Annotated in this window: 21 protein-coding genes and 1 riboswitch; of the genes, 11 read left to right on the top strand and 10 right to left on the bottom strand. The window is 49.3% G+C overall.

The window, feature by feature from the left end; genetic code table 11:
* Positions 1-157: 157 nt before the first annotated feature.
* On the top strand, positions 158-1,153 hold the full coding sequence (locus LI114_RS00305) for an aldo/keto reductase (RefSeq protein ID WP_227218391.1): 996 nt from the start codon (positions 158-160) through the stop codon (positions 1,151-1,153).
* 47 nt (positions 1,154-1,200) lie between these two features.
* Here the strand turns inward: LI114_RS00305 and LI114_RS00310 are convergent, their stop codons facing one another.
* The 7 genes from LI114_RS00310 to LI114_RS00340 form a co-directional block, all read right to left on the bottom strand.
* The gene (locus LI114_RS00310; RefSeq protein ID WP_227218393.1) at positions 1,201-1,809 is read right to left on the bottom strand and encodes a folate family ECF transporter S component; all 609 of its coding nucleotides are present in this window, start codon (positions 1,807-1,809) and stop codon (positions 1,201-1,203) included.
* A gap of 75 nt (positions 1,810-1,884) precedes the next feature.
* A riboswitch (THF riboswitch) is annotated at positions 1,885-1,986 on the bottom strand.
* 42 nt (positions 1,987-2,028) lie between these two features.
* Positions 2,029-2,997 carry a 6-phosphofructokinase gene (gene pfkA, locus LI114_RS00315; RefSeq protein WP_227218395.1) on the bottom strand — a complete coding sequence of 323 codons (969 nt, stop codon included), beginning with the start codon at positions 2,995-2,997 and terminating at the stop codon, positions 2,029-2,031.
* A 144-nt stretch (positions 2,998-3,141) separates the two neighbouring features.
* Positions 3,142-4,974, bottom strand: coding sequence for a protein kinase domain-containing protein (locus tag LI114_RS00320; RefSeq protein WP_227218397.1), 1,833 nt, complete (start codon positions 4,972-4,974; stop codon positions 3,142-3,144).
* A 195-nt stretch (positions 4,975-5,169) separates the two neighbouring features.
* Complete coding sequence (locus LI114_RS00325) at positions 5,170-5,994, bottom strand: hypothetical protein (RefSeq protein ID WP_227218398.1); 825 nt, start codon at positions 5,992-5,994, stop codon at positions 5,170-5,172.
* Between the two features lie 93 nt (positions 5,995-6,087).
* Positions 6,088-8,325, bottom strand: a complete 2,238-nt coding sequence (locus LI114_RS00330) for a DNA topoisomerase (ATP-hydrolyzing) subunit A (protein ID WP_227218400.1) — start codon at positions 8,323-8,325, stop codon at positions 6,088-6,090.
* Positions 8,326-8,350: 25 nt separating this feature from the next.
* The gene (locus tag LI114_RS00335) at positions 8,351-8,563 is read right to left on the bottom strand and encodes a hypothetical protein (RefSeq protein ID WP_227218402.1); all 213 of its coding nucleotides are present in this window, start codon (positions 8,561-8,563) and stop codon (positions 8,351-8,353) included.
* Between the two features lie 15 nt (positions 8,564-8,578).
* Positions 8,579-10,582: a toprim domain-containing protein gene (locus LI114_RS00340; protein WP_022126994.1), complete on the bottom strand. Its 2,004-nt coding sequence runs from the start codon at positions 10,580-10,582 to the stop codon at positions 8,579-8,581.
* A gap of 233 nt (positions 10,583-10,815) precedes the next feature.
* Here LI114_RS00340 and LI114_RS00345 point away from each other — a divergent pair, with 233 nt between their 5' ends.
* Positions 10,816-12,339 (top strand): DUF3794 domain-containing protein, encoded by a 1,524-nt coding sequence (locus tag LI114_RS00345; protein ID WP_227218404.1) that lies wholly within the window; start codon positions 10,816-10,818, stop codon positions 12,337-12,339.
* A gap of 16 nt (positions 12,340-12,355) precedes the next feature.
* A complete protein-coding gene (gene spoIVA / locus LI114_RS00350) occupies positions 12,356-13,825 on the top strand; it encodes a stage IV sporulation protein A (RefSeq protein ID WP_227218406.1) in 1,470 nt (489 codons plus the stop codon).
* Positions 13,826-13,896: 71 nt separating this feature from the next.
* On the opposite strand, the gene LI114_RS00355 is transcribed toward spoIVA, so the two are convergent.
* The 3 genes from LI114_RS00355 to LI114_RS00365 all read right to left on the bottom strand — a co-directional run bounded on the left by LI114_RS00355 (position 13,897) and on the right by LI114_RS00365 (position 17,310).
* Complete coding sequence (locus tag LI114_RS00355) at positions 13,897-14,238, bottom strand: P-II family nitrogen regulator (RefSeq protein ID WP_227218408.1); 342 nt, start codon at positions 14,236-14,238, stop codon at positions 13,897-13,899.
* Positions 14,239-14,279: 41 nt separating this feature from the next.
* On the bottom strand, positions 14,280-15,248 hold the full coding sequence (gene prmA, locus LI114_RS00360; protein ID WP_227218410.1) for a 50S ribosomal protein L11 methyltransferase: 969 nt from the start codon (positions 15,246-15,248) through the stop codon (positions 14,280-14,282).
* A 172-nt stretch (positions 15,249-15,420) separates the two neighbouring features.
* Entirely contained in the window at positions 15,421-17,310 is a 1,890-nt protein-coding gene (locus LI114_RS00365; RefSeq protein ID WP_227218412.1) for a diguanylate cyclase, read from the bottom strand.
* Positions 17,311-17,620: 310 nt separating this feature from the next.
* Here LI114_RS00365 and LI114_RS00370 point away from each other — a divergent pair, with 310 nt between their 5' ends.
* The 8 genes from LI114_RS00370 (at position 17,621) to obgE (ending at position 24,055) form a co-directional block, all read left to right on the top strand.
* Positions 17,621-19,033: an ABC transporter substrate-binding protein gene (locus tag LI114_RS00370; RefSeq protein ID WP_227218414.1), complete on the top strand. Its 1,413-nt coding sequence runs from the start codon at positions 17,621-17,623 to the stop codon at positions 19,031-19,033.
* A gap of 144 nt (positions 19,034-19,177) precedes the next feature.
* On the top strand, positions 19,178-20,005 hold the full coding sequence (locus LI114_RS00375) for a sigma-E processing peptidase SpoIIGA (RefSeq protein ID WP_227218416.1): 828 nt from the start codon (positions 19,178-19,180) through the stop codon (positions 20,003-20,005).
* 16 nt (positions 20,006-20,021) lie between these two features.
* Positions 20,022-20,738 (top strand): RNA polymerase sporulation sigma factor SigK, encoded by a 717-nt coding sequence (gene sigK, locus LI114_RS00380; protein WP_227218418.1) that lies wholly within the window; start codon positions 20,022-20,024, stop codon positions 20,736-20,738.
* A gap of 173 nt (positions 20,739-20,911) precedes the next feature.
* On the top strand, positions 20,912-21,223 hold the full coding sequence (gene rplU / locus LI114_RS00385) for a 50S ribosomal protein L21 (protein ID WP_022128514.1): 312 nt from the start codon (positions 20,912-20,914) through the stop codon (positions 21,221-21,223).
* A complete protein-coding gene (locus LI114_RS00390; RefSeq protein WP_022128513.1) occupies positions 21,223-21,543 on the top strand; it encodes a ribosomal-processing cysteine protease Prp in 321 nt (106 codons plus the stop codon). The genes rplU and LI114_RS00390 overlap by 1 nt, the downstream gene beginning before the upstream one ends.
* Before the next feature lie 34 nt (positions 21,544-21,577).
* On the top strand, positions 21,578-21,859 hold the full coding sequence (gene rpmA, locus LI114_RS00395; protein ID WP_022128512.1) for a 50S ribosomal protein L27: 282 nt from the start codon (positions 21,578-21,580) through the stop codon (positions 21,857-21,859).
* 134 nt (positions 21,860-21,993) lie between these two features.
* Complete coding sequence (locus LI114_RS00400; protein ID WP_227218420.1) at positions 21,994-22,746, top strand: hypothetical protein; 753 nt, start codon at positions 21,994-21,996, stop codon at positions 22,744-22,746.
* A gap of 31 nt (positions 22,747-22,777) precedes the next feature.
* On the top strand, positions 22,778-24,055 hold the full coding sequence (gene obgE / locus LI114_RS00405) for a GTPase ObgE (RefSeq protein ID WP_227218422.1): 1,278 nt from the start codon (positions 22,778-22,780) through the stop codon (positions 24,053-24,055).
* Positions 24,056-24,072: the final 17 nt, after the last annotated feature.

Genomic DNA, 24,072 nt, shown 5'->3' on the forward strand with positions numbered 1-24,072 from the left:
TTATACAAATACATTATAGCACACCGTGCGCCATTTTTCAAGCGGTTCACAGAAATTTTACACATATGCGCCGCCATTTGCCGCCGTTTCTGGCATTGAAAATCTGCGGGATATGTGCTATAATATACACAAACTTATCTGAGGAGGTATCTTATTTATGTACACACCTGACGAACATCGCTATGAAAAAATGGTATACAACCGCTGCGGAAATAGCGGATTAAAGCTGCCCGCCGTTTCGCTAGGCTTTTGGAAGAATTTTGGCCACGAGGGTTGCTACGCCAATATGCTCGAGATGGCACACACCGCTTTCGACCTCGGCATTACGCACTTCGACCTTGCCAACAATTACGGCAATCCTTTCAACGGAAGCGCTGAGGAAAACCTCGGTCGCATACTGAAAGACGGCATGATGGCTTACCGCAACGAGCTTGTTATCTCGACAAAAGCGGGTTACGAGATGTGGGACGGGCCTTACGGCGGCAGAGGCGGTTCGCGCAAATATCTTACCGCTTCGCTCGATGCCAGTTTGAAACGCATGGGACTAGATTACGTTGACATCTACTACCACCATCTTCCTGACCACGAAACGCCTGTTGAAGAAACCGCGCTTGCGCTGGACAACGCCGTGAAGCAGGGCAAGGCGCTGTATGTCGGCATATCGAACTACAATTCGGCGCAGGCGGCTGAGATAACGGCGATCTTCCGCGAGCTGAAAACGCCTTTCATCATAAACCAGCCCTCCTATTCCATGCTCAACCGCTGGATAGAATCGGACGGTCTGGACAAATGGGCGCTTGAAAACGGTGTCGGCATTTCAGTCTACTCACCGCTTTATCAGGGTCTGCTGACGGACAAGTACATCATGGGCGTTCCCGCAGATTCGCGCATCGGCAAGGGCGATACATGGATAGGCGGCGAGCTTGACGAAAAAATGCACGCCAAGTTGAAAGCCCTCGGCGAGATCGCAACAGCGCGCGCCCAAAAGCTTTCGCAGATGGCGCTTTCGTGGGTGCTGAGCAACAAAGCCGTCACCACCGTGCTGATAGGCGCGAGCCGACCATCGCAAATAATCGAAAACGCGGCGTGCGTTGAAAAGCTGACTTTTACAGACAAAGAGCGCGCGGCTATTGAGGAAATACTTAGCAGATAAAAAAACCGCACATGGTGCAAAAGCGCGCCGTGTGCGGATCTTTTTATTTACGCTGTCCGTGTCTTGAAAACGCGGGTATACGCCTGACGAATAACGGGGAGCATTATCGACGACATTACAAGCTCGATGGGGAGCATTAGCACGTTTTTGATAAGACGAGGGGTCATCCAGATCTTGAAAGCTGTCCATTCTGAACCGCTCATGAACGGAAAATTGCGGTTTGTGTACGAATAATACAGCACCGAAGAAGTCAGTACCAGCTGGCAGATCACCACCACGAGCACTCGCGAAATGACAATACCCGTGATGAGCTGCTTGCCGGTCGCCTTTTTGTAAAGTATCACGCCGTAGATCATTGCCGCGATAAGCTTTACAACGAGCAGTCCGAAATTGTAATCGCGCGCCTTAAAGCCGTCGAGGAAATAGCCCATTACGTCGATACCGGTTGTCGCGATCATCGTTACAACAGGGCCGTAAAGCATCGCTACCGCCATAATTCCTAAAAACGCGAATGTGATACGCAGGTCAGCACTGATATTAATTGCGAGGTTTCGCAGCACTATCGAAAGCGCCATAAGCATACCCGTTACCGTAATGGTAGTTACCTTTTTCAGTTCGCCTGCCGAATCTGAAAACAAAGAAAAAAAGCTCTTCATAATATACCTCCTTTTATGCGAGCCAAAACAGCTTCGTGCATAATTCAAGGCTTATAAAGAGCTTTAAATTATACATTCAGCGGGATGCAAGATCTGCACCGCAAGGGTTTTACCCTTTTCGTCTGAACGACAACTCCCCGTTCGTTCAGCACTTAACGCGCAGACCTCTACTCTGTAATGATATAATCAGGCGGAACGCTTGCCGCCGTATATCCAAGATCAATATGCGGTATCGTAGAAAATATCGTACCTCTGATCGATGAAAGGCTTCTTCATTGCAAGACCTTCCTGAAGATCAATATCGTATACCTTACCGTCTTTAAGACCAATTATTCTGTTGCCGATGCCCTGCTCAAGCAGCTCTACCGCGTGGTAACCCATTTCGGTAGCGATAACTCTGTCGCGAAGTGTAGGCGAACCGCCGCGCTGAACGTGACCCAGTACGGTAACTCTCGACTCTATTCCGGTCATTTCCTGAAGAGTTCTCGAAATATTCTCGGTCTGGCCAACGCCCTCAGCTACAACGATGATGAAGTGGTGCTTGCCGCCCTTTTCGTTCTTGGTCTTCACCATCTTAGCTGCGATAGCGTCGAGGTCGTAAGGACGCTCGAGGGTGATAACAGCCTCTGCGCCAACTGCAATGGCAACGTTTACTGCTATAAAGCCGGCCTTTCTTCCCATTACTTCTACTACCGAGCAGCGGTCGTGCGACTGGGTAGTGTCGCGCAGCTTGTCGATCATCTCTACCGCAGTGTTCATAGCGGTATCGTAACCGATAGTATATTCTGTGCACTGAATATCGTTATCAATAGTGCCGGGGATGCCTACGCAGGGGATCCCTACGGAAGAAAGATCTCCCGCGCCTCTGAACGAACCGTCGCCGCCGATAACGACGAGTCCCTCAAGACCCAGTTCTTCGCAGGCAGCTTTGCCCTTAAGTACGCCGTCCATATTTCTGAATTCGGGACAGCGGGCTGTATACAGGCAGGTACCGCCTCTCTGGATAATTCCCGAAACGCTTCTTGCAGTCATTTCTTCAAATTCACGATTCAGAAGTCCTACATATCCTCTCTGGATACCAACAACTTCCATGCCCTTAGAAAGTGCTGCGCGAGTTACTGCTCTTACCGCGGCGTTCATTCCAGGAGCGTCGCCTCCGCTGGTCAATACACCGATCTTCTTAGCCATATCTGTTCCTCCAAATCAATATTGCCTTATAAACATAAATATCTCAGCAAAGAAATACTTTATTACTATAATACCACAAACAAATGTTAGTGTCAAGCGTTTTAATAAAAATTTCAAACGTTTTCGACACACTTGTGTCAGCTTTTACCAAGTATATTCATCCGAATAGCTTTCGTCGGTATACGAGCTGTCATCGTCGGTATACGACCAGTCTGAATAGCTGTTATCGTCCTCAGAATCTACCGAAGAGAGATCCTGCAGCCCGCTGGATATGTAAACGGTAAGCACCTGACCGTCCTTGACGTTGATATTGTAGCCGGGATCGATGCTGGTGCGTATTACCATGCCGACGGTAACATATGCCGAACTTTCCTCTACCGTTTCGTACTTTATGTTCATTTCGCTGAGTATGTCGAGATACTGCTTTTTGGTATATCCCGCAAACTCGGGCACAGCCACAGTTTCAGGACCTAAGCAGACTTTCAGCACCAGCTTGTTCTTTCTCGCCGGGTCGTATTCCGTACCTGCGGGAATGCTTTGCTCGGTGATTATGCCTTTATCCTCTTCATCAGAGTAGAAAGTTTTGGTGCGTATGGTGAAATCATCGCCAAGCTCACGCTCTACGGTATCAATACGCATACCTTTCAGTTCGGGCATGATAGCGCCAGTGCCGTATTCCGACTCTTCCTTAGACTCGTCCTGCGCAATGGTTACAGCCTGCGACTCGGCAATAAGTATCTCGCTGTCGTCATCATCAGCAACGGTCATCACTGCTGAATTTTTGTTATCAGACGAATCGTCCTGCGGCGAGAACACCTGATACAGCAGAACCAGACCCACTATAAGGATCATTCCGAGCAGCACGAAGCCTGCAACAGCCACCGCAGTAGACGTTTTGCGCTTCTTTTCAGCCTCTTCCGCTTCCCTTTCCTGACGGCGCAGATCTTCCTGTGGTCTGCGCTGCGGTTTTATAACGGGTATAGTCTGTGTCGCGCCTTTAACGTGCGATGAGGATTGCTGTACGTTCTCAAAAAGCTCGCTCACAAGGTCAGTAATGGTCTGTATCCTGTCCGCTCCCCTTACCGCCATAGCGTGCGAAAGCACGTTTGATACATGGCGCGGTATGTGCGGATTTATTCTCGAAGCGGGGATCATCGTATCATTGTGCATACGGTTATTAGCGTCAGGCGGTACATAGCCCGTGAGTATGCGGTAAATAACAGCCGCTATCGAGTAAACGTCGGTCCATGTGCCCTGCCACTCCAACGAAGTATACTGCTCGGGCGCGGTGTATCCCGAGTAAAATTCGGGCGAGAGCGCGCTGTTTGAAGTGCGTATCGAGCTTATGGAAAAGCCCGTGAGCTTCAGCCTGCCGTCAGTAGTGACGATTATATTTTCGGGCGATATGCCGCGGTGGATTATTCCGGCGTTGTGGATAATGCTGAGCGTAGTAAAAAGCGGTACAAAGAGCTTTTTCACCTGCTGCCACTGCAAATATCCGCGGTTCGACTGCAAAAACTTTTTCAGCGAAACGCCCTCTACATACTCGAGTATAACATAGCAGGTATTGTTTTCAGAAAACATATCCTTAGCTGTGCAAATGCTCGCTAAGTTTCTCATACGGGTGAGAGTACGATTCATATCCTGAAATTCCGACATATAAGTCTTGTACTTGGCAAGGCAGTCGGTATTTATTATTATGTTGTTGCTTCTCATCTCGCGCTCGCAGAGGGTGTCGGGCATATATTCCCTAACCACCGCTTTGGTCTTTGCCACCATATCGTAGCATATATATGAAGCGCCCTCGCCATTGTACGTGAGCATTTTACCTACTATATATCTGTCGTTAAGAACAGTATGCGGAGCAAGATAAGACTGTAAATGAGGAATATCGTCAGTATAGGTGCAGTAATGGCAGACGCCGTCGCTGTCAAGCTCGTTCATGCAGCCCATACAAAGCTTTGCGCTAGGTTCCATCTTTATCCTCCTTAGTTGATTTTGCAAAAGCGCCGCACAGCAAAAACACACAGCACTCCACTTTTTATGATACCAATTTGGCGCAGTAAAGTCAACACTTTATCAAAAATTGTAGAAAAAGAGCAACTATTTGTATTATTTCTGTAATACAAAAAGCAAATATTAGAATTGTTCCGAGCCTTCTGCGCATGCGTTTTACATATTATCCGGATATACAAGCTCGGTAGTCGAATACTTGAACTTGCCATCTTCGTTAAAAACTACGCGCAGCACAGCCGCCTGTTCGTCGCCGTTATCAAGCTTGTAATAATACTTGTAAGTGTACGTCACTCTGCCTGACTGTGAATAGCATATGCTGTAAGGATCTATATCTATATAATTCATGACCTTAGCCTGCTTAGCGTTTTCGTCGAACGAATCAAGAACTATAAGCTCTTTATGCTTCACGCCGCGAATGTCCTTATGCACCACGCTGAAATCAGTATAGGTAACATCGGTAACGAAATCAGCTGAGCTCATTTTTAGGAATACAGCCCATTCTGGGTACTCCACGCCCCACACGCTTGTAGATTTATCGCTTTCAAGCACATAATCAAAGGCCACAGCGCTGTTCACGCCGCTGTATTTCGATTCGTCGAGGAAGTGCATATCCGTCTTGCTCTCTATGGTAGAAAGCCCGCTTCCGATATACTCTGCGGCGCTCTCGGCATACTTTTCGCCTTTAGAGCCCGCCAGCGAAACAGCCACCGCCACGATAATAATGACGATAAGCACTCCACAAATAATCAGCGCCGCTATTTTAAGCCCGCTTCCGCTCTTTTTTCTTTCAGCGTCGGGCGGAGGCGGCATGGGCGGCTTTTTTCTCATGAAAAATCCGCGCTTGACTTTCTCTCCGCTGTCGGCGGCTTTAGCGCGCACCTTTTTAGGCTTCTTCTCGGGGCGCTGCTTTATCTTCACCCCGCAGTAGGGGCATTCGTAATCATATTCTGAAACAGTTTTTCTGCATTTTGGGCATTCCATAATGTTAATACCTCCGCTGCGCTGTTAACTCTTTGCGCATTTTCGATATAATTATATCACACTATACGCTATTTGTCAAATTCTGCTGTTGTATCAGAGCGAAAGCTGGTCGGGGTCGGGCAGGTCTTTCGCAAGACCGCCGGTCGCGGGGATAGATTTGCAGCGGTATTTTTTCAGAGCCTCTGCCGTTTCGGGCGTAAGTATCTGCGCTTTTTCTACTACCGCTTTTGCCTTTAGCGTCATTACTGAAACGCCTACCGTAGTCTTTGATACCTTTGGCAGCAGCAGCGCAGTATCAAATATTACAGCGCGGTTATTTGAAGAGCGCAGCATCATTTCTTTGTTATCGTCTATAAAGATCGCTGCGACTATCTTGTCTTTCAGACTGAAAGCGCCTGTCAGCTTTTTGCGGTTAGTCTTGGTTTCATAAGCGTTCAGCGGAACTTTCGCCACCTTGCCGTTTTCGTAGACAAAAAGCATATAGCCGCTGTAATCTATGGTATTTACCATAGTTACTATATCCTCGCCCTCGTCGAAAGAGAGCTTAGCAGGGATATAGTCGCCCATAGCGCTGGCTTTAGTTTCGGTAAAAGCACTTACCTTAGTTTTATAACAATTGGCTGAAGTGGTGAAGAAAAGCAGCTCTGAGCGGTTGTTTACATCTATCTGCTGAGAGATAAAGTCGCCCTCTTTTACTTTCTGCTCGCTCGCCATACGCAGCGAATTGGGAAGTATCTTCTTGAAATAGCCGCTGTCTGAAAGGAAAACTGTGCAGCTAAAATCGGGTATATCGTCCTCTACGTCAGCTTCCACGATGTCGGTCTTATAGTAGAAGCCGGTTCTGCGTGGCTGACCGTATTTTTTTATCACGTTTTTCAGCTCGGAAGATATTATAGACTTTATCTTCTTTTCGCTGTTAGCTGTTTCTTTAAGGTCGGCTATCTCGCTTTTCAGCTCTTCTATATCTTTAGTGCGCTTTAAGATATACTCGCGGTTCAGATGGCGCAGTTTTATCTCGGCAACGTACTCCGCCTGAATTTCGTCTATCGAGAAGCCTACCATAAGGTTGGGCACTACGTCGCTTTCCTCTTCCGTTTCGCGGACTATGCGGACAGCTTTGTCTATATCGAGCAGTATCTTTTCCAGACCCTCTAACAGGTGCAGCTTTTCGCTTTTCTTGTTGAGGTCGAAAACAGTTCTGCGGCGCACGCACTCGGTACGGAACTTTATCCACTCGTTCAGTATCTCGTAAACTCCCATTACCTTCGGGTAGCCGTGCACGAGTATATTGAAGTTGCAGGAATAGGTATCTTCCAGCGGGGTCATGCGGTAAAGCTTCTGCATGGTCTTATCAGGGTCTGTGCCCTTTTTGAGGTCTATCGTTATGGTAAGGCCATCGAGGTCGGTATCGTCGCGAACGTAAGAAACTTCGCGGAGCTTGCCCGCCTTTACCTGCGCGATTATCTTTTCTATTATAGCCTCTACCGTAGTGGTAGCGGGTATCTGCTTTACTATAAGGCTGTTCGCCTTTTTATCGTACTCATATGGTGCGCGAAGTTTTATAGAACCTCTGCCCGTGCGGTAGACCTGCTCCAGCGTTTCTTCATCGTAAAGCATAAGCGCACCGCCCGAGAAGTCGGGGCCTTTAAGGGTATCGAGAGCGTTATGCTCGGGATCTTTCATCAGCGCTATGGTAGTTTCGCATATCTCGGCAAGGTTGAAAGAGCAGACCGACGACGCCATAGATACGCCTATACCAACATTTGCATTTACGAGTATAGACGGGAAAGTTGCGGGGAGCAGTGTAGGCTCTAACATCTCGTTATCGTAGTTCGGCACAAAATCTACCGTGTCTTTATCTATATCAGAAAAAAGCTCGGCGCAGATGAGCGCAAGCTTAGCTTCGGTATAACGCGAAGCCGCGCAGGACATATCGCGCGAATAGGCTTTACCGAAGTTGCCCTTTGAATCAACATAGGGGTGGAGCAGCGTTTCATTTCCGCGTGCAAGGCGCACCATCGTATCATAAATAGCCGCGTCGCCGTGAGGGTTGAGCTTCATTGTCTGGCCTACTATATTAGCCGACTTTGTACGCGAGCCTGTGAGCAGACCCATCTTGTACATAGTATACAGCAGTTTGCGGTGAGAGGGCTTGAAGCCGTCGATCTCGGGGAAAGCGCGCGAAACTATAACGCTCATAGCGTATGGCATATAGTTTTTCTCCAGCGTATCGGTTATCTTTTCCTCTACGACCGTGCCTGCGCCTGCTATATATGCGTCGGGTATCTTTCTTATCTTTTTATTTTCCTGCGGCTTTGATCTCTTAGCCATTTTGTCAAATACACTTCCTTTAAAATTAACCTGTTATAAGCTTTACAGCGGCGGCGGCAGTAATCAGCAGCACCGTAAGCACATACGAAACTATCATTTTATTTCTATATTTTACCATCATAGCCTTAGGGTCTTTATCGTCCGCAGTATCGGAAAAGCAACGGAATATAGCTACGGTAAGGTACACCGAGTAGATAAGTCCTATCGCCGCCAGTATCAGCAGAATGTATACAGCCATATTTTTGCACGCTCCTTATGAAATATCAGCCATATCGAGGTAATCATGGCCGTACTGCGAGATATGCTCTTTTCTTCCCTGAAGATTATCGCCCAGCAGCATATCAAAAACGTAAGCCGTCTGCTCAATATCGGTAGGATTTACCTTGATAAGGCGGCGGGTCGCGGGATTCATGGTGGTAAGGCTCATCATATCCGGCTCGTTTTCGCCAAGTCCTTTTGAGCGCTGGAGGGTATATTTATTATCGCCAATCATTTTGAGTATCTCGGTCTTTTCGTTTTCGTCGTAAGCGAAGTAGGTCTTTTCCTTGCCTTTTTCCTTAGCCGTGATCTCAAAAAGCGGAGATTCGGCTATATAGACGTAGCCCTCGTTGATAAGAGTAGGGGTGAGTCGGTAAAGCATGGTAAGGACTAGGGTGCGTATCTGGAAGCCGTCGTAATCGGCATCGGTACAGATGATTATTTTATTCCACCGCAGACCGTTTATATTGAAATTCGAGATCTCTTTATTCGACTTCGAGCTTACCTCTACGCCGCAGCCGAGAACTTTTATCAGGTCGGTGATTATCTCGTTTTTAAAGATCTTAGCGTAATCGGCTTTAAGGCAATTGAGTATCTTACCGCGAATAGGTATAACTGCCTGGAACTCAGAGTCGCGCGCCTGCTTTACCGAACCCAGCGCCGAGTCGCCCTCCACTATATACAGCTCGCGGATACTTACGTCCTTAGAGCGGCAGTCATTGAACTTCTGCACCTGATTTGAAAGATCGATATTGGCGGTGAGAGTCTTTTTCAGATTTAGGCGGGATACCTCTGCCTTTTCGCGGCTGCGTTTATTTATGAGCACCTGCTCGCATATTTTAGCGGCTTCGTCGGGCTTTTCCATAAAGTATATCTCCAGCTGCTGCTTTAGGAACTCATTCATGCAGTCTTTGATGAACTTATTGGTGATAGCCTTTTTGGTCTGATTAGCGTAAGAAGTGACGGTAGAGAAGGAGCTGGAAACCAGCACTAAACATTCTTCTACATCGGCAAAGCTTATCGGCTTTTCGTTTTTGTTATACTTATTATTTGATTTTAGATAATTATTTATTGAATAGGTGAAAGCCAGCTTTACAGCCTCTTCGGGCGAGCCGCCGTGCTCAAGAAAGCTGGAGTTATGGAAATACTCGGTAAGCTTCACGAGATTGGAGAATGTGAAAGCTACCGAAAGCTTTACCTTGTAATCTTCTTTATCGGCGCGGTCGCGGCCAACGCGTTCGCCCGAGAAATACTGAACTGAGGTAAGGGCTTTATCCTCAGAGATCTCGGCGACGTAATCGGATATGCCGTTTACATAGAGAAAACTCTGCTCGGCAAAATCGCCGTCTGACTGCTGAACGCGGAAGATGAACTCTACGTTAGGGTTTACCACCGCCTGCTTTTTCAGCATATCTACAAAGAACTCGTTTTCTATCTTAGTTTCGGTAAAAACGTCGAGGTCGGGCTTCCAGCGCTGGATAGTGCCTGTGCGCTTGCCCTTATACGGCTTTTTCTTCAAGCCGCCGATATTTTCGCCCTTTTCAAAATGGAGCTGATACTCAAAGCCGTCGCGGTAAACGGTAACGTCCATATATTCGCTGGCGTACTGAGTAGCGCAAGCGCCAAGGCCGTTCAGACCGAGTGAAAACTCATAATTATCGCCGCTGTTATTATTATACTTGCCGCCGGCATAAAGCTCGCAGTAAACAAGCTCCCAGTTATAGCGCTGCTGAGCTTGATTAAAATCTACGGGACAGCCTCTGCCGAAGTCCTCTACCTGATAGCTGTTGTCATTAAATTTCGTCAGGATAATTTTATTGCCGTTGCCGTCGCGCGCTTCGTCTATCGAGTTTGAAAGTATCTCAAAGACCGAGTGTTTGCAGCCCTCAAGCCCATCAGAGCCGAAGATAACGGCGGGGCGCTTTCTTACTCTGTCAGCGCCCTCGAGCAGCTCTATCGACTCGTTATTATATTCTTTCTTGCCTGTATTCTTTGGCATTTCGTTCACTCTTTCTTTATTTGTTATAAGTCAGTTTTTTAAACAATTACTTTTATTATAACATATCACGATACGATTTGTAAATACCCGAATTCTTAAATTTTTTATCAACTGATATGCAAAGCCGCTGAGATACGCGTATATTTGTACAAGCGAGCGCATATATTCTCAACAAGGCAATACGCCGAAAGGCGCTGTACAAATAATACGAGAAAAAATGGAGGAATCGACCTATGGACTTCAAGCTGAACAGAGAAGAGCTGACCTGCTCTGTACCCGTGATAAAGACTGAGGTAACGCAGGCGGCTGAGCAGGACTTTATACTTCCCGACTACTGCCCCGATATTTTCCGAGTGCTGAAATGCTGCATAATACCGGGCGTGACGTCAGCGGGCATAAACGGAGGAAAGCTGACATTCGAGCTTTCCGTAACGATAAGAGTGATATACCGCACGGCGGAGGGCGGCGGGGTGCACTGCGTGGAGGAATGCCGCGATTTTTCAAAGACGGTAGACCTGCCCGCAGACGCCGTGAACCCCTCTGTGAAGATAGAGCCTGCGGTGGAATACGTCAACTGCCGCGTAGTAAGCCAGCGCAGGCTGGACGTTCGCGGAAGCGTTATCTGCCGCGTATGCGTAACGGGCGAGAAGAAATTCGAGGCGGTATGCGGCGCTTACGGCGGCGGGGTACAGACGAAAAAAGTATCAGCAGTATTCCCCGCAAGGCGGCTGACATCGGCTAAGCGGATAACCGTTATCGAAGAGATGGAGCTGCCCGCGGGCAAGCCGCCTTTCGGCAGCGTGGTGCGGTGCGACGTGAACGTCAAAAAGGGCGAGCAGAAGATGATACCCGGCAAGCTGATAACAAAAGGCGAAGCGGAAGTGAGTCTGCTGTATCTGCCAAGGGACGGCGGCGGCAAACCTCCCGAAGCCATGAGATTCAGCATACCTTTCAGCCAGATAATCGACATAGAGGGGCTGGACGAGAGCTTTACCGCAGATGTAGATATGACCGCGCCGAAATGCGTTATAATGCCGAAAGCGGAAGACCCCGCCGCGCTGGAGTGCGAGCTGATAATGCTTGTAAACATATCCGCGACGAGGTACGAGAGCAGCGAATTTGCTACCGACGCGTACTCGACTATGTACGAGTGCGAATGTGAGCCGCTGGAGATCTTGCCGCCCGCCGAGAGCGAGAAGATAAGCGCGGGTGTAGAGCTGAACTGCACGCTTGCCTGCTCTGAGGGCGAGATAGCGCAGGTATACGATATGTGGTGCGAGAACGCGGCGGCGGCTGTACGGCGCGACGAAGATAAAGGCTGCTCGGTGCTTTACGGCAAGGCGCTGTTTTGTATACTGGGAAAACTGAGCGACGGCAGCGCGGCTTACGCCGAGAAAGAGTGCGCATTCGAGCAGGACATAGACATCAGCGGCGAAGCGGGAGCGGTAACGATAAAGACAGAGAGCAGCTCGTACACGATAAGCAACGAGGGGGTAGAGGCGAAAGCGGCGCTGAAAGCGGAGATAACTGCGCAGCGCGGCGGAGAACTGAGGCTGCTGAAAAGCATAACTCTGCTGACCGACAAACCGAAAGCGCGCGACAAAAACTGCGCTGTGAAGATATGCTACGCCGACCCCGAGGGCGACCTTTGGGAGATAGCGAAAAAATACTCCACCAGCGCGGAAGCGATAGCGGAGGAAAACAGCGCAGAGCCTGCCGACGGGCGCAGGATACTGATAATACCAATGAAAAACTGACGGAGGAGCAGACTATATGAACGATATTTACAACGACATCGCTGTGCGCACGGGCGGAAGCATATACATAGGCGTGGTAGGCCCTGTGCGGACGGGAAAATCGACATTCATCAAGCACTTTATGGAGCGGCTGGTGATACCGAACATCGAGAGCGACTACCGCCGCGAGAGGGCGAGCGACGAACTGCCGCAGTCCTCGGGCGGGCGCACTATAATGACCACCGAGCCGAAATTCATACCCGAAGAAGCAGTGCGCGTGAACCTCGGCACGGCAAGCTTTGACCTGCGCATGATAGACTGCGTGGGGTACGTTATACCCAGCGCGCAGGGATATTTTGAAGACGAAGCGCCGCGAATGGTGATGACGCCGTGGTTCGACGCTGAAGTGCCTTTCAACATGGCGGCGGAGGTCGGAACGCGAAAAGTCATCGCCGAGCACTCTACCATCGGGATAGTAGTGACCACGGACGGCAGCATTACCGATCTGCCGAGAGATGAGTACGAAGAGTGCGAAGAGCGCGTAATATCGGAACTGCGCGAGGCAGGAAAACCATTCGTAGTGCTCTACAACTGCCTGAACCCTATATCACCCGAGGCTAAGACGGCGGCGGCTAAGCTTTCAGAAAAGTACAAAGCCTGCGTTATACCGCTGAGCTGCGAGCAGCTGGACGACGATATGATAGAGCGGATACTTACGGAAGTGCTGTACGCATTCCCGATACAGGAGATAAGTGTGGAAGCGCCCAGCTGGCTCAATTCGCTCGACAAAGGGCACTGGCTGCGCAGCGAGATATACAGCGCTATACGCGGTGCGGCGGGCGCGGTGCACACGCTGAAAGACGCGGAAGCCTTTGCGAAAGAGCTTGCAAAGTGCGAATACATCAGCGCGGCGGCGGTGCGCGAAACAGACCTTTCATGCGGCAAAGCGGCTGTTGCGGCGACTATCTCAGGCGACCTATTCATCAAGATAATCGGCGAAGCGGCGGGCATACCGCTGGAGAACGAGGGCGAGCTGATACCGAAAATAACCGAGTTGGTGCGTATACGCGAGAAATATTCGCGGCTGGCGGGCGCGCTGGAGGAAGCGGAGCGCACGGGCTACGGCGTAGTGATGCCGACGATGGCAGACCTTACACTGGAAGAGCCGGAGATAATCAAACAGGGCGGCAAGTACGGCATACGTCTGCGGGCGGCGGCTTCTTCGATACACCTGATGAAGACGCAGATAAAGACGGAAGTCGCGCCGATAGTAGGCTCTGAGAAGCAGTCGGAAGAGCTGGTGATGTCGCTGATGGCGGATTTCGACAGCTCGCCCGAAAAAATATGGGAATCGAACATATTCGGAAAATCGCTGCACGAACTGGTGAGCGAGGGGCTGAACGCAAAGCTTGCGAAACTGCCGGCGGACGCGCGCATGAAGCTCTGCGAAACGCTTTCGCGCATGATAAACGAAGGCTGCTCTGGGCTTATCTGCCTTATACTCTGATAAATACGGCAAACAAAAAACGTCTGCGGCGAAAAATTCGCTCACAGGCGTTTTGCTTTTTTATGTAGTGGTCAAGAAATACCGTCTACGAACGAAACGGGCAGACCGAACATGATACCTGCGTTAGGCTTTGAGAGGTCGCCTGTAACGCCGGTGATAGCCTTTCTGACATCATCTACCTGCTCGTCTTTTACGATAACGAAGATAGTTTTTGATTTATGAGAATCGTCATCGCCCGAGAGTATGCCGCGGAGTAGCTGCACCATTGCGAGATTATTGCTCATACGCGTGATGGAGCTTGCCATACCTACCGAGTCGATAGCCGTACCGCCGCGAATGCCCGCTTCGGCAAGGGCGCTCATTATGCTGTCTACCAGCTCTGTTTGTTTGATAACTAAGAAAATTGCCTGCATAGTATCTTTCCTTTCTGTATAAAATATTTTAATAATGCACGTTATTTACGGACAAAGTAAGCCGCGTTCCAGTCCTCACTGTTGGCGGATTTTACAAGCTCGAAGCCGCAGGAAGATATAGTGCTGAGCACCTCTTCGCGGCGGGCGTCGATTATGCCCGAAACTATCAGCTTGCCTTTAGCCTTTAAGAAGCCTGCGAAAAAGCCGCTCATGGCTATGAGCACATCGGCGACGATATTAGCGCAGACTATATCGTACCCGCCGCCTATCTTTTCGCGCAGCTTTTCATCAGAAGTTATATCGCCGCAGAAAGCCGTATAGCGCTCGGGAGAGATGCCGTTTTTCTGAGCGTTTTCGGCGGCAATGCGAACGCTGTTGTCGTCTATATCTACAGCGCAGGCGGACTCTGCGCCGAGCAGCAGCGCGCCTATCGAGAGAATACCGCTGCCGCAGCCGAGGTCAAGCAGTTTTTCGCCCTGCGCGAGGTTTTCTTCTATAAGCTCTAAACAAAGGCGGGTGGTATTATGCTGACCCGTACCGAAAGAAGAAGCCGGGTCGATCTCTAAGATCCTGCGCTTTTCAGCCGGGTCTGCCGCCTCCCACGAAGGCTTTATCAGCAGCTTTTCGCCGATAGTGATAGGCTTGAAATACTGCTTCCAGTTATTAGCCCAATCTTCCTCGCGGATATTAGACATATCGTACTCCAGCCTGCCGTAAGCGCCGTCGGTATCGCGCGATTTGAGAGCAGCCAGCGCGGACTTCACCGCCGCGAAAAGCTCTGCGCCCTCGGCATCGCTGCGGATATATACCGTAACGGTAGTTTCGCAGTTTTTAAGACCCATAAGGTCATCGTCGATATAATCCCAATTGCCGGTCTTATTTTCGAGGAAGTCCTCAAAATCCTGAGCGTCTTTGATAACGAAGCCGGTAATGCCGAGATCCATAAGTATACCTGTAACGCTGTCGATACCCGCAGTAGTCGTATATATGTTTATTTCAGCCCATTCCATAGTTTGTCATTCCTTTTTTGTATGGTTATTTATCTATTATAGCACATTTTTAATGATTTGTAAAGTATATTTCACAAAGATTTCACCAAAATACCTAAATCGTCGCAAAACAAAAAAAACCGCACACCTTGCGAAATGCGAAAGTGTGCGGTAAACAGCGATAAAAAATGCGTTATCCCTCAGCGAATCTAAAGCCTTTGATAAGCTTATTTTTCTTCTTATGCTTATACATTTTAGAGTCAGCACGTTTTACTACTTCTTTGAAAGTGTTTACGATCTCTTCGGGGGCCGACTCCTCTACACCAACGCTGGCGTTTATGTGGTAAGGCTTATTGGCGGCGTAGCTGGCTTCGTTTATCTTATCTGAAAAACGTTTTTCAAGCTCAGCAGGGGTGATATCTGCAACTAGCAGAGCCATAAATTCATCGCCGCCGAAACGTGCGCAAACGCCCATATCACTGACTGTATCTTCAAGCACATACGCCACAGTATAGATAGCAAAATCGCCCTCGTTATGACCGAAAGAATCGTTTATGAACTTCAGCCCATCGAGGTCGGCGGAGAGAAGCAGAAGCTTTTTATTTTCTTTTTCTGCGCGCATTATGACCGCGGGTATCTCTCGATCAAAGCCGCGGCGATTGAGCAGGTTTGTGAGCGGGTCGCGGATATACATATCATTCAGCGCTTTAACTACCTCGTTGAGCTTAGCGGCGTTTTCTATACTGGAAAGCAGCATATTCAGGTGCACCACGAAATCCGCAAGGCGGTCGAAAGCGAGGAAGCTGAGCGTAAGGCGGCTTATCATGACATAACCGTAAACTCTGTCCTGACAATGCAGGGGCACAAAAACGAAATTCGAGCAGTTTTTGAAAATGCTGACGGGGTAGATCTCTTGGCTGTCTACCTCGGCGAAAGGCGTGAAATACTCAAGGTTTTCGGGGTCAAGGTACGCCGCGAGAACGCGACCGGGGTAATCTTTTTTGCTGTAACCGAAAAATTCGGGATAGATATAGATAGCGACACCGCAGTAGAGTATAGACTTTACATATTTTCCTATACCGGGAAGAACAGCTTGAAGCTCATCGCCGGTATTATTATAAAGCAACATGTGATCCATGCTCGTCTTGAACTCTTCACGCTGACCTATCATATCATAAAGCTGCAATGTGATCTTACCGGAAATCCTGGCAGAGTTATCTATACAGCCGCAGGACTGACCGAGCACTATATCGAAGCCGAATATCTTATCGCAGGGCTGCGGTACAGAGCCTTCAAGCCGTATTATCTCATCTATCATATACTCAGCCGATTTTTCAAAATCATACTTAGCGGTAAGTATAGACGGACAGTTTTTTACTGCGCGTTCGATGCCATCGAAGCCGCTTACGATAATATCCTCCGGTACAGCAACGCCGTTTTCCTCAAGCGCGGTGCAGGCAGCTATCGCCATAGAGTCATTTGCGCAGACTATCGCATCGGGCAAAACGCCGCCGCAGTCTTTAAGAATATCCTTCACAGCCTGCATGGCGGGAGAATCCCAAAACTCGCCGTAGTATATTTTATTTTGATCGAAAGCTATGCCGTGCTTTTCGAGCGAGCGGCGGTAAGCATCTTCGCGGTCCTGCGAAAAACTGTTATTGCGCTGGCCGCTTATCATGTAAACATTTTTAGCGCCGTGCTGCTCGACTATATGATCGGTTATCTTTTCAAATGCCGTATCGTAATCAAAGCCGATATAGTAAGCGCCCTTCACCTTTTTATCTATCGCAAAGGCAGGTATGCCGTGAGCGTCGGCGAAATCAACAAGGTCTTTTACAAGCGCTTCGTCTTTGATAAGCTCGCTGTAAATTATCATAGCGCAGAGGTCAGCCTCATACGACAGGTGGAAAATGCTTTTTTCGCCCTCATCGTAGCTGTTGCCGTTATACAGGTCGGTATAGGAACTGAAGCACATAGTATCATAGCCGTTTTCCGCAGCTCTTACGCTTATGCTGTTAAGATGATTATGATAGCCTACTTTATGGATATTTGGTATAAAAATGCCTATGCGCTTTTTCAACATCTGCCGCCTCCCTTTTATATCGAAATTCTAATTCTATATTATTAAATTGGTCAAGTCGCCATTTTCAAATACATATACAGTATAGCATACAGAAAATAAAAAATCAATGATTTTCAAGAATCAAAAAATATTTTTGTGAAAAAAACATAAAAACCTTGGCACGATTTATACAACTTAGATATTTAAATTGTGTATAATGTAAAAAAATATAGCAAATTTTTATTTAATGTTATGATTGACAATCGGCGTGCAGACATGATAGAATTAAGATATATCAGCATATTCAAATATCTAATATGGAGGAGAAAATATGATACAGGCACGCAAGCTTGCCGCGCTTTCAGCCGCGGTGATGTTAACGTTTACAGCCGCAGGCTGCGGCGGCGGAAAAAGCGACAGCTCTTCAAAGTATGAGGACAAGGTAAAGGTAGCGGAGACCGCGACCGACGGCATATCCGACATACCCGATGAGGCTGACAAGGAGCTGGAGTGGCTCTCTTACTTCGACATAAACCCGACCTCTGCGGCGCAGGAGAAGCGCGTAGACCTGACGCTTTTTGAGCGCAAGGGCGGCAAGATAAAATATTCGCAGTGCGCATCTACCACGAAGTACGACCAGCTTGCGAACCGACTTCTCTCAAACGACCCGCCCGACATCTTCTGGTTTGAGCAGAAGATGACTTTTCCCTGCTACTGCGTAAAGGGAATGTTCCAGCCGGTAGACAGCATAGTTGACTTTGATGACGATATGTGGAAGGACATGAAGGGGCTTGCCGACCAGTTTACGCTGAAAGACGAGCACTACGTTGCGCCGATAAACCTCAACGTGCTTTCATCTATGGTATATGACAAGGACGTTATGGAGGCCAACACGCTGGACGACCCTTACGAGCTTTACATGGACGGCAGCTGGACATGGGATACTTGGTACGACATGATGGACGAATACTGCTCAAACGCCGAGGGCGACGAGATACGCTACGGCATAAACGGCTGGTTCGCGCCATTCATATTTCAGTCTACGGGCAAGACGCTGATAACATACGACAGCGAGAAGGACGAATATGTATCGAATATAACCGACCCCGACTTCGACCGCGCCTCTTCCCTGCTGTACGAGGTACAGAAAAACGGTTTCTACAACGCCGACTGGTACGGCTCGGCAAACGACGCTTTCAAGAAAAACGTACTCTTCTACGCTATGGGCAACTGGGCTATAAACCCGAGAGAGGGCGACAACTGGGGCGTAGTGCCCATGCCGCGCGACCCTAACAGCGACACTTACTACACCACCATCGGCATAACGGCGTATATGTGGGTAAAAGGCTCGACAAAGAGCGACGCTGTGAAGTGCTGGTACGAATGTGCGCGCTACGCGAACACCGACCCAGACGCTATGGAAGCAGGCAAAGAAAAATTCTTCGTGACCTCGCCGTACTGGACGGAAGAGATGTACGAAATGGCGAACGAAGAGCCGTTGAGCGACAAGTACGTCAAGGTGGTAGACCCCGGCTACGGAATATCCACACTGCTCTCTAACGACGACGCGGCTACCAACGCCACAAAGGAAGCTGTAATACCGTATATGTACACATCGGTAATGAAAACGGACGACGACGGAGTACAGTTCACATGGACAAAGCTGCGCGAAACATATTCGGGAACGATAGATTCCGAGCTGAAAGACTTTAATAAAGAGTACCATAAATTCATATCAAAGTAAGAAGACATACCTTTATATAATATATGCGAAATGAAAGAGCTGAGCGATAAAAACTCGGCTCTTTTTTATTATGCGGAAGCGTTCGCTTTCGACCTATTGCGCCGCGGGAGGGGGGTATAATTAAAGCAGAAAGGCGGTGCGGGAATGAAGATATACATAGACGTGCTTGTGATAACGAACGCGCTCATCAGTCTGATATATTTGCAGTGCATAAGCAGGATAGTGCACCAGAAGATACCTGCGCTGCGGGAAGCCGCCGCCTGCGCTTTCGGCGGGGCGGGGTCGCTCATCGCGATGATACATACAAACAGCTTCGGCGGGGCGCTGGGGGTGACGCTCGGGAAGCTTGCGGTTATCTCGGCGGTGATAATAGCGGCTTACCTGCCCGAAAACTTTTCGGCGTTTATAAAGCGGCTGTTTTTATACGGGCTTATGGAGGTGATATTCGGCGGGTGCTGCTTTATGCTGATAAACCTAACGCACAGCAGGATAATGTATATGAGAAATTACGTCATGTACTTCGACATATCGCTGCTGGACATAGGGATATGCTCGGCTATGCTGTACGTTATGATAGTGATATACGAAACAGTACAGCGGCGGAAAGCGGCGGCGCACAAAAAATACCGCGCGCGGTACACACTCGGCAGATACGAGATAACGCTGCCCGCCATCGCGGACACGGGCAACTGCCTGAGCGACAGCTTTACGGGGCAGCCGGTAGTGATATTCCGCTCAGACGATATGTACAGGCAGTACGAGCTTGACATACCCGAAAGAATGAGCTTTTACGGCTTTCACCCTATACCGTACAATACAGTCGGCGGCGAGGGACTGGTATACGTCACGAGCAAGGGCGAGGTCACTATAAGCTGCGGAAAAAGCATGAAGCGGGTGCTCTGCTGCGTAGGGATAATCGCGAGCGGCGAGCGCAGCCAATGCGCTGTATTCAACCCATGTTTACTTACCTGAAAGGAGAAGAGCGAGAATGACTAAACTCACAAAAAAGCTGGCGGCGCTGATAGCGAAGATATTCCGCGATGAGGGCGTGCGCGAGGAGGTGCTATACATCGGCGGAGCGGAACAGCTGCCGCCGCCGCTGACGCGCGAGGAGGAGCAGGCGACTTTTGAGCTGATGAAAACGAACGAAACGGAGGCGCGGGAGAAACTGATAGTGCACAATCTGCGGCTGGTAGTATACATATCGAAAAAATTCGAGTCGCCGTCAGCGGGGCTGGAAGACCTTATATCTATCGGAACGATCGGGCTGATAAAGGCGGTAAGGACTTTCTGTCCCGAGAAAAACATAAAGCTGGCGACGTACGCTTCGCGGTGCATAGAGAACGAGATACTGATGTACCTGCGAAAAGCTTCGCAGCAGCGCAACGAGATCTCGATAGACGAGCCGCTGAACACCGACTGGGACGGCAACGAGCTGCTGCTGTCAGACATAATAAGCTCAGACGAGGAATCGGCGGCGGACAAGCTGAAACAGCGGTGCGAACGTGAGGCGCTGATGGCGGAGATAGAGAAGCTTTCAGACCGCGAGCGGCAGATAATGGAGCTGCGTTTCGGGCTGAAAAACGGCAAGGAGCTGACGCAGAAAGAGGTGGCGGACAGGATAGGCATATCGCAGTCATACATATCTCGGCTGGAAAAGAAGATAATCAAGAACATAAAGAAAAATCTGGAAGCGTACTGCTGAGGACAAATGTTAAAAAAGTGTAAAATTTATTTGCGTAAAAGCAGCACGCTTGACAACGGGTGATGGGTGTGCTATAATATATAAGCCGCATGTTTTCGGTAACGGATAAGCTATGCCTATTTGAGCATACACCGAACGCAGCGAGTTTTGTATAAAGGCAGGTGTACTTAAAGATGTACGCAGTAATTGAAACAGGCGGAAAGCAGTATCAGGTAAAGGCAGGCGACGAGATCTTCATCGAAAAGCTCGACGTAAACGCTGATGATACCATCACTTTCGACAAGGTTCTCGCAGTAGGCGGAGATAACGGCATAAAGGCCGGCGCTCCTTACGTTGACGGCGCTACCGTTACCGCAAAGGTAATTAAAAACGGCAAGGCTAAGAAGATCACCGTATTCACCTACAAGCCCAAGAAGAGCTGCAAGAGAAAGCTCGGTCACAGACAGCCCTACACCAAGGTCGCTATCGAAGCTATCAACGCATAATGATAACGGCTGAGTTTTATCGCACAAGCGATAACAAACTTATCGGCTTCAGCGTATCAGGACACGCGGGCATGGCAGATTTCGGGCAGGATATAGCCTGCGCATCTGTAAGCTCGGCTGTGATGCTGACAGCCAACACGATAACCGAGGCATTCGGCATAAAAGCCGCTGCCGAGGCTTACGAAAACGAAATTTTACTAAAGCTGAAGGAAGACCCCCGCGGCGAGGGCGACAAGCTGATACTCGGCTTGCTGACGCACCTGTATATGCTCAAAGAGGAATTCCCAAAAGCCATCAACGTAAAGATCACTGAGAAGTGACATTTGCGTATCACACTTTTTGGAGGTGTAATAAATGATCAGAGTTTCTATGCAGTTTTTCGCTCATAAGAAAGGTATGGGTTCTACCAAGAACGGCCGTGATTCTGAGTCCAAAAGACTTGGCGTGAAGAGAGCTGACGGTCAGTTCGTACTCGCAGGCAACATCCTTGTTCGTCAGAGAGGAACTCACATCCATCCGGGTGAAAACGTTGGAAGAGGTTCCGACGATACGCTGTTTGCAAAGGCTGACGGCGTTGTTAAATTTGAGAGAGTTGGCAAGGACCGCAAAAAGGTTTCTGTTTATCCTCAGGCATAAGGCAGCACCGCTCGGCGGCTGCACCCGCTGCGCGATATTGACTTAATACAAATTATACCCCGAGCCAACAAAGCTTGGGGTTTTTTTGCAGAAAAAAGACTTACAAAAGCAGATATAGACAAAAATAAAAAATTATGAAACACTTACACAATTTATGCCAATACTTTGTTAAAGACAGCGGCGCGCATTTCACATACAATATCGGAGTAGGATTTATGCGCGCGGGGCTGATAATGCTGGCGATAACGATAGTTCTGGGGCTTTTCGCGGTGGTACAGCCAAACAGAACGCTAGACTACGTTGACTCGGTAAAAGCCGAAGTGACAGACGCGAACGTCAGCGAACACACGACCCACACACGCGGACACCGCAGAACGTACCTAGTATACACGGTATCTTTCAGCGGCAGTTTTTCAAACGGCGACAAGTTCACGCACAAGCAGTATGCTGACAAAGAGCTTTACAAAATGTACAGCAGACTGGTCAAACGCGGCGAAAAGAGCTACACGCTTTACAAGTCGCGCTCGGGCGGCGGGTACTACATCACCGAAAAGAAGGGGTACGCGGCGGCTAAGGAATACCGAAAAGCCGTACCCGGCGTTACGGAGGGGCTTTCATCCATGGCGGCGGTCGGCGCGCTGATAGTAACTACGGTGCTTTTTTCCATCGGCATGAGAGAGATAAAGATCGCGATGAAATATCCGCGAACTGACGTGCCTTACGACACCACCGATCTGACGGTGAAAGACGACACCGACGAGCTGCTGAACGAATTTGACGAAGCGTACAAAGTATTCATGGAGCGCAAGAAGATGGGGCTGGACGCGAGCGCGCCGGCTGCGCCCCGACTGGCAAAGAACGACAGCAATAAGCAGAACGGCAATTGATATTACTACGAGATGAAAGGATAAATGATAAATGTTTGTAGATTCGGCAAAAATTTATATTAAAGCAGGCGACGGAGGAGATGGCTGCGTTTCCTTTCACCGCGAAAAATACGTTGCGGCGGGCGGCCCCGACGGCGGCGACGGCGGCAAGGGCGGCGACATAGTTTTCAAAGCCGACGACAACCTTTCGAACCTGATAGATTTCAGATACAAGCGCAAATTCGTTGCGGAGAGGGGCAAGGACGGCAGCGCTAAGAACTGCACGGGCAGGAACGCGCCCGACCTAGTTATAAAAGTGCCGCGCGGAACGGTCATCAAAGAAGCCGAAACGGGCAGGATACTGGCGGACATTTCGGGCGACGAACCCGTAGTGATCTGCAAAGGCGGCAAAGGCGGCAGAGGAAACTCACACTTCGCGACCTCGACAAGGCAGATACCGCGCTTTGCGAAGCCGGGCTTTCGCGGCGACGAGTACGAAGTACAGCTTGAGCTTAAACTGATAGCGGACGTAGGACTTGTCGGCTTCCCGAACGTAGGAAAATCAACGCTTATCTCGGTAGTATCGGCGGCGAAGCCTAAGATAGCGAACTACCACTTCACTACCCTGACGCCTGTACTGGGCGTGGTAAGGCTGGACGAAAACAGCAGCTTTGTAATGGCTGACATACCCGGACTTATCGAGGGCGCAAGCGAAGGCGTTGGACTGGGACACGAATTTCTCAGACACGTTGAGCGGTGCAGGCTGATAGTGCACGTTGTAGACGTTTCGGGCTGCGAGGGCAGAGATCCGATAGAGGACTTTGAAGCTATAAACCGCGAACTGGAGAATTTCTCAGAAGAGCTGGCGGAAGCGCCGCAGATAGTCGCGGCGAACAAGTGCGACATGGCGACCCCCGAGCAGATAGAGCGCTTTAAGCAATACGTCACCGAAAAGGGATACAAATTCTTCGAGATCTCGGCGGCGACGACAAAGGGCACACAGGAACTTGTGAAAGCCGTATACGAAGACCTTGTGAAGCTGCCGCCCGTGAAGCAGTTTGAGGCTCAGCCGCTGACGCAGGAAGAGTTGGACGACAAGCTGCTCTCGAAAAAAGATTTCAGCGTGACGGTTGAGGACGGCGTTTACTATGTGGAAGCCGACTGGCTTTGGGACGTGCTGCGCTCCTGCAATATGGAGGACTACTCTTCCCTGCAATATTTCCAGAGAGTACTTCGCTCGACGGGAATAATCGACAAGCTGGAAGAAATGGGCATAAACGAGGGCGACACGGTAAACATCTTCGACTTCGAGTTTGATTTTGTAGAGTAAAAACGGGAGATGAAAGC

This window comes from Ruminococcus sp. 210702-SL.1.03 (genome assembly GCF_020559915.1).
Classification (GTDB): domain Bacteria; phylum Bacillota; class Clostridia; order Oscillospirales; family Ruminococcaceae; genus YE71.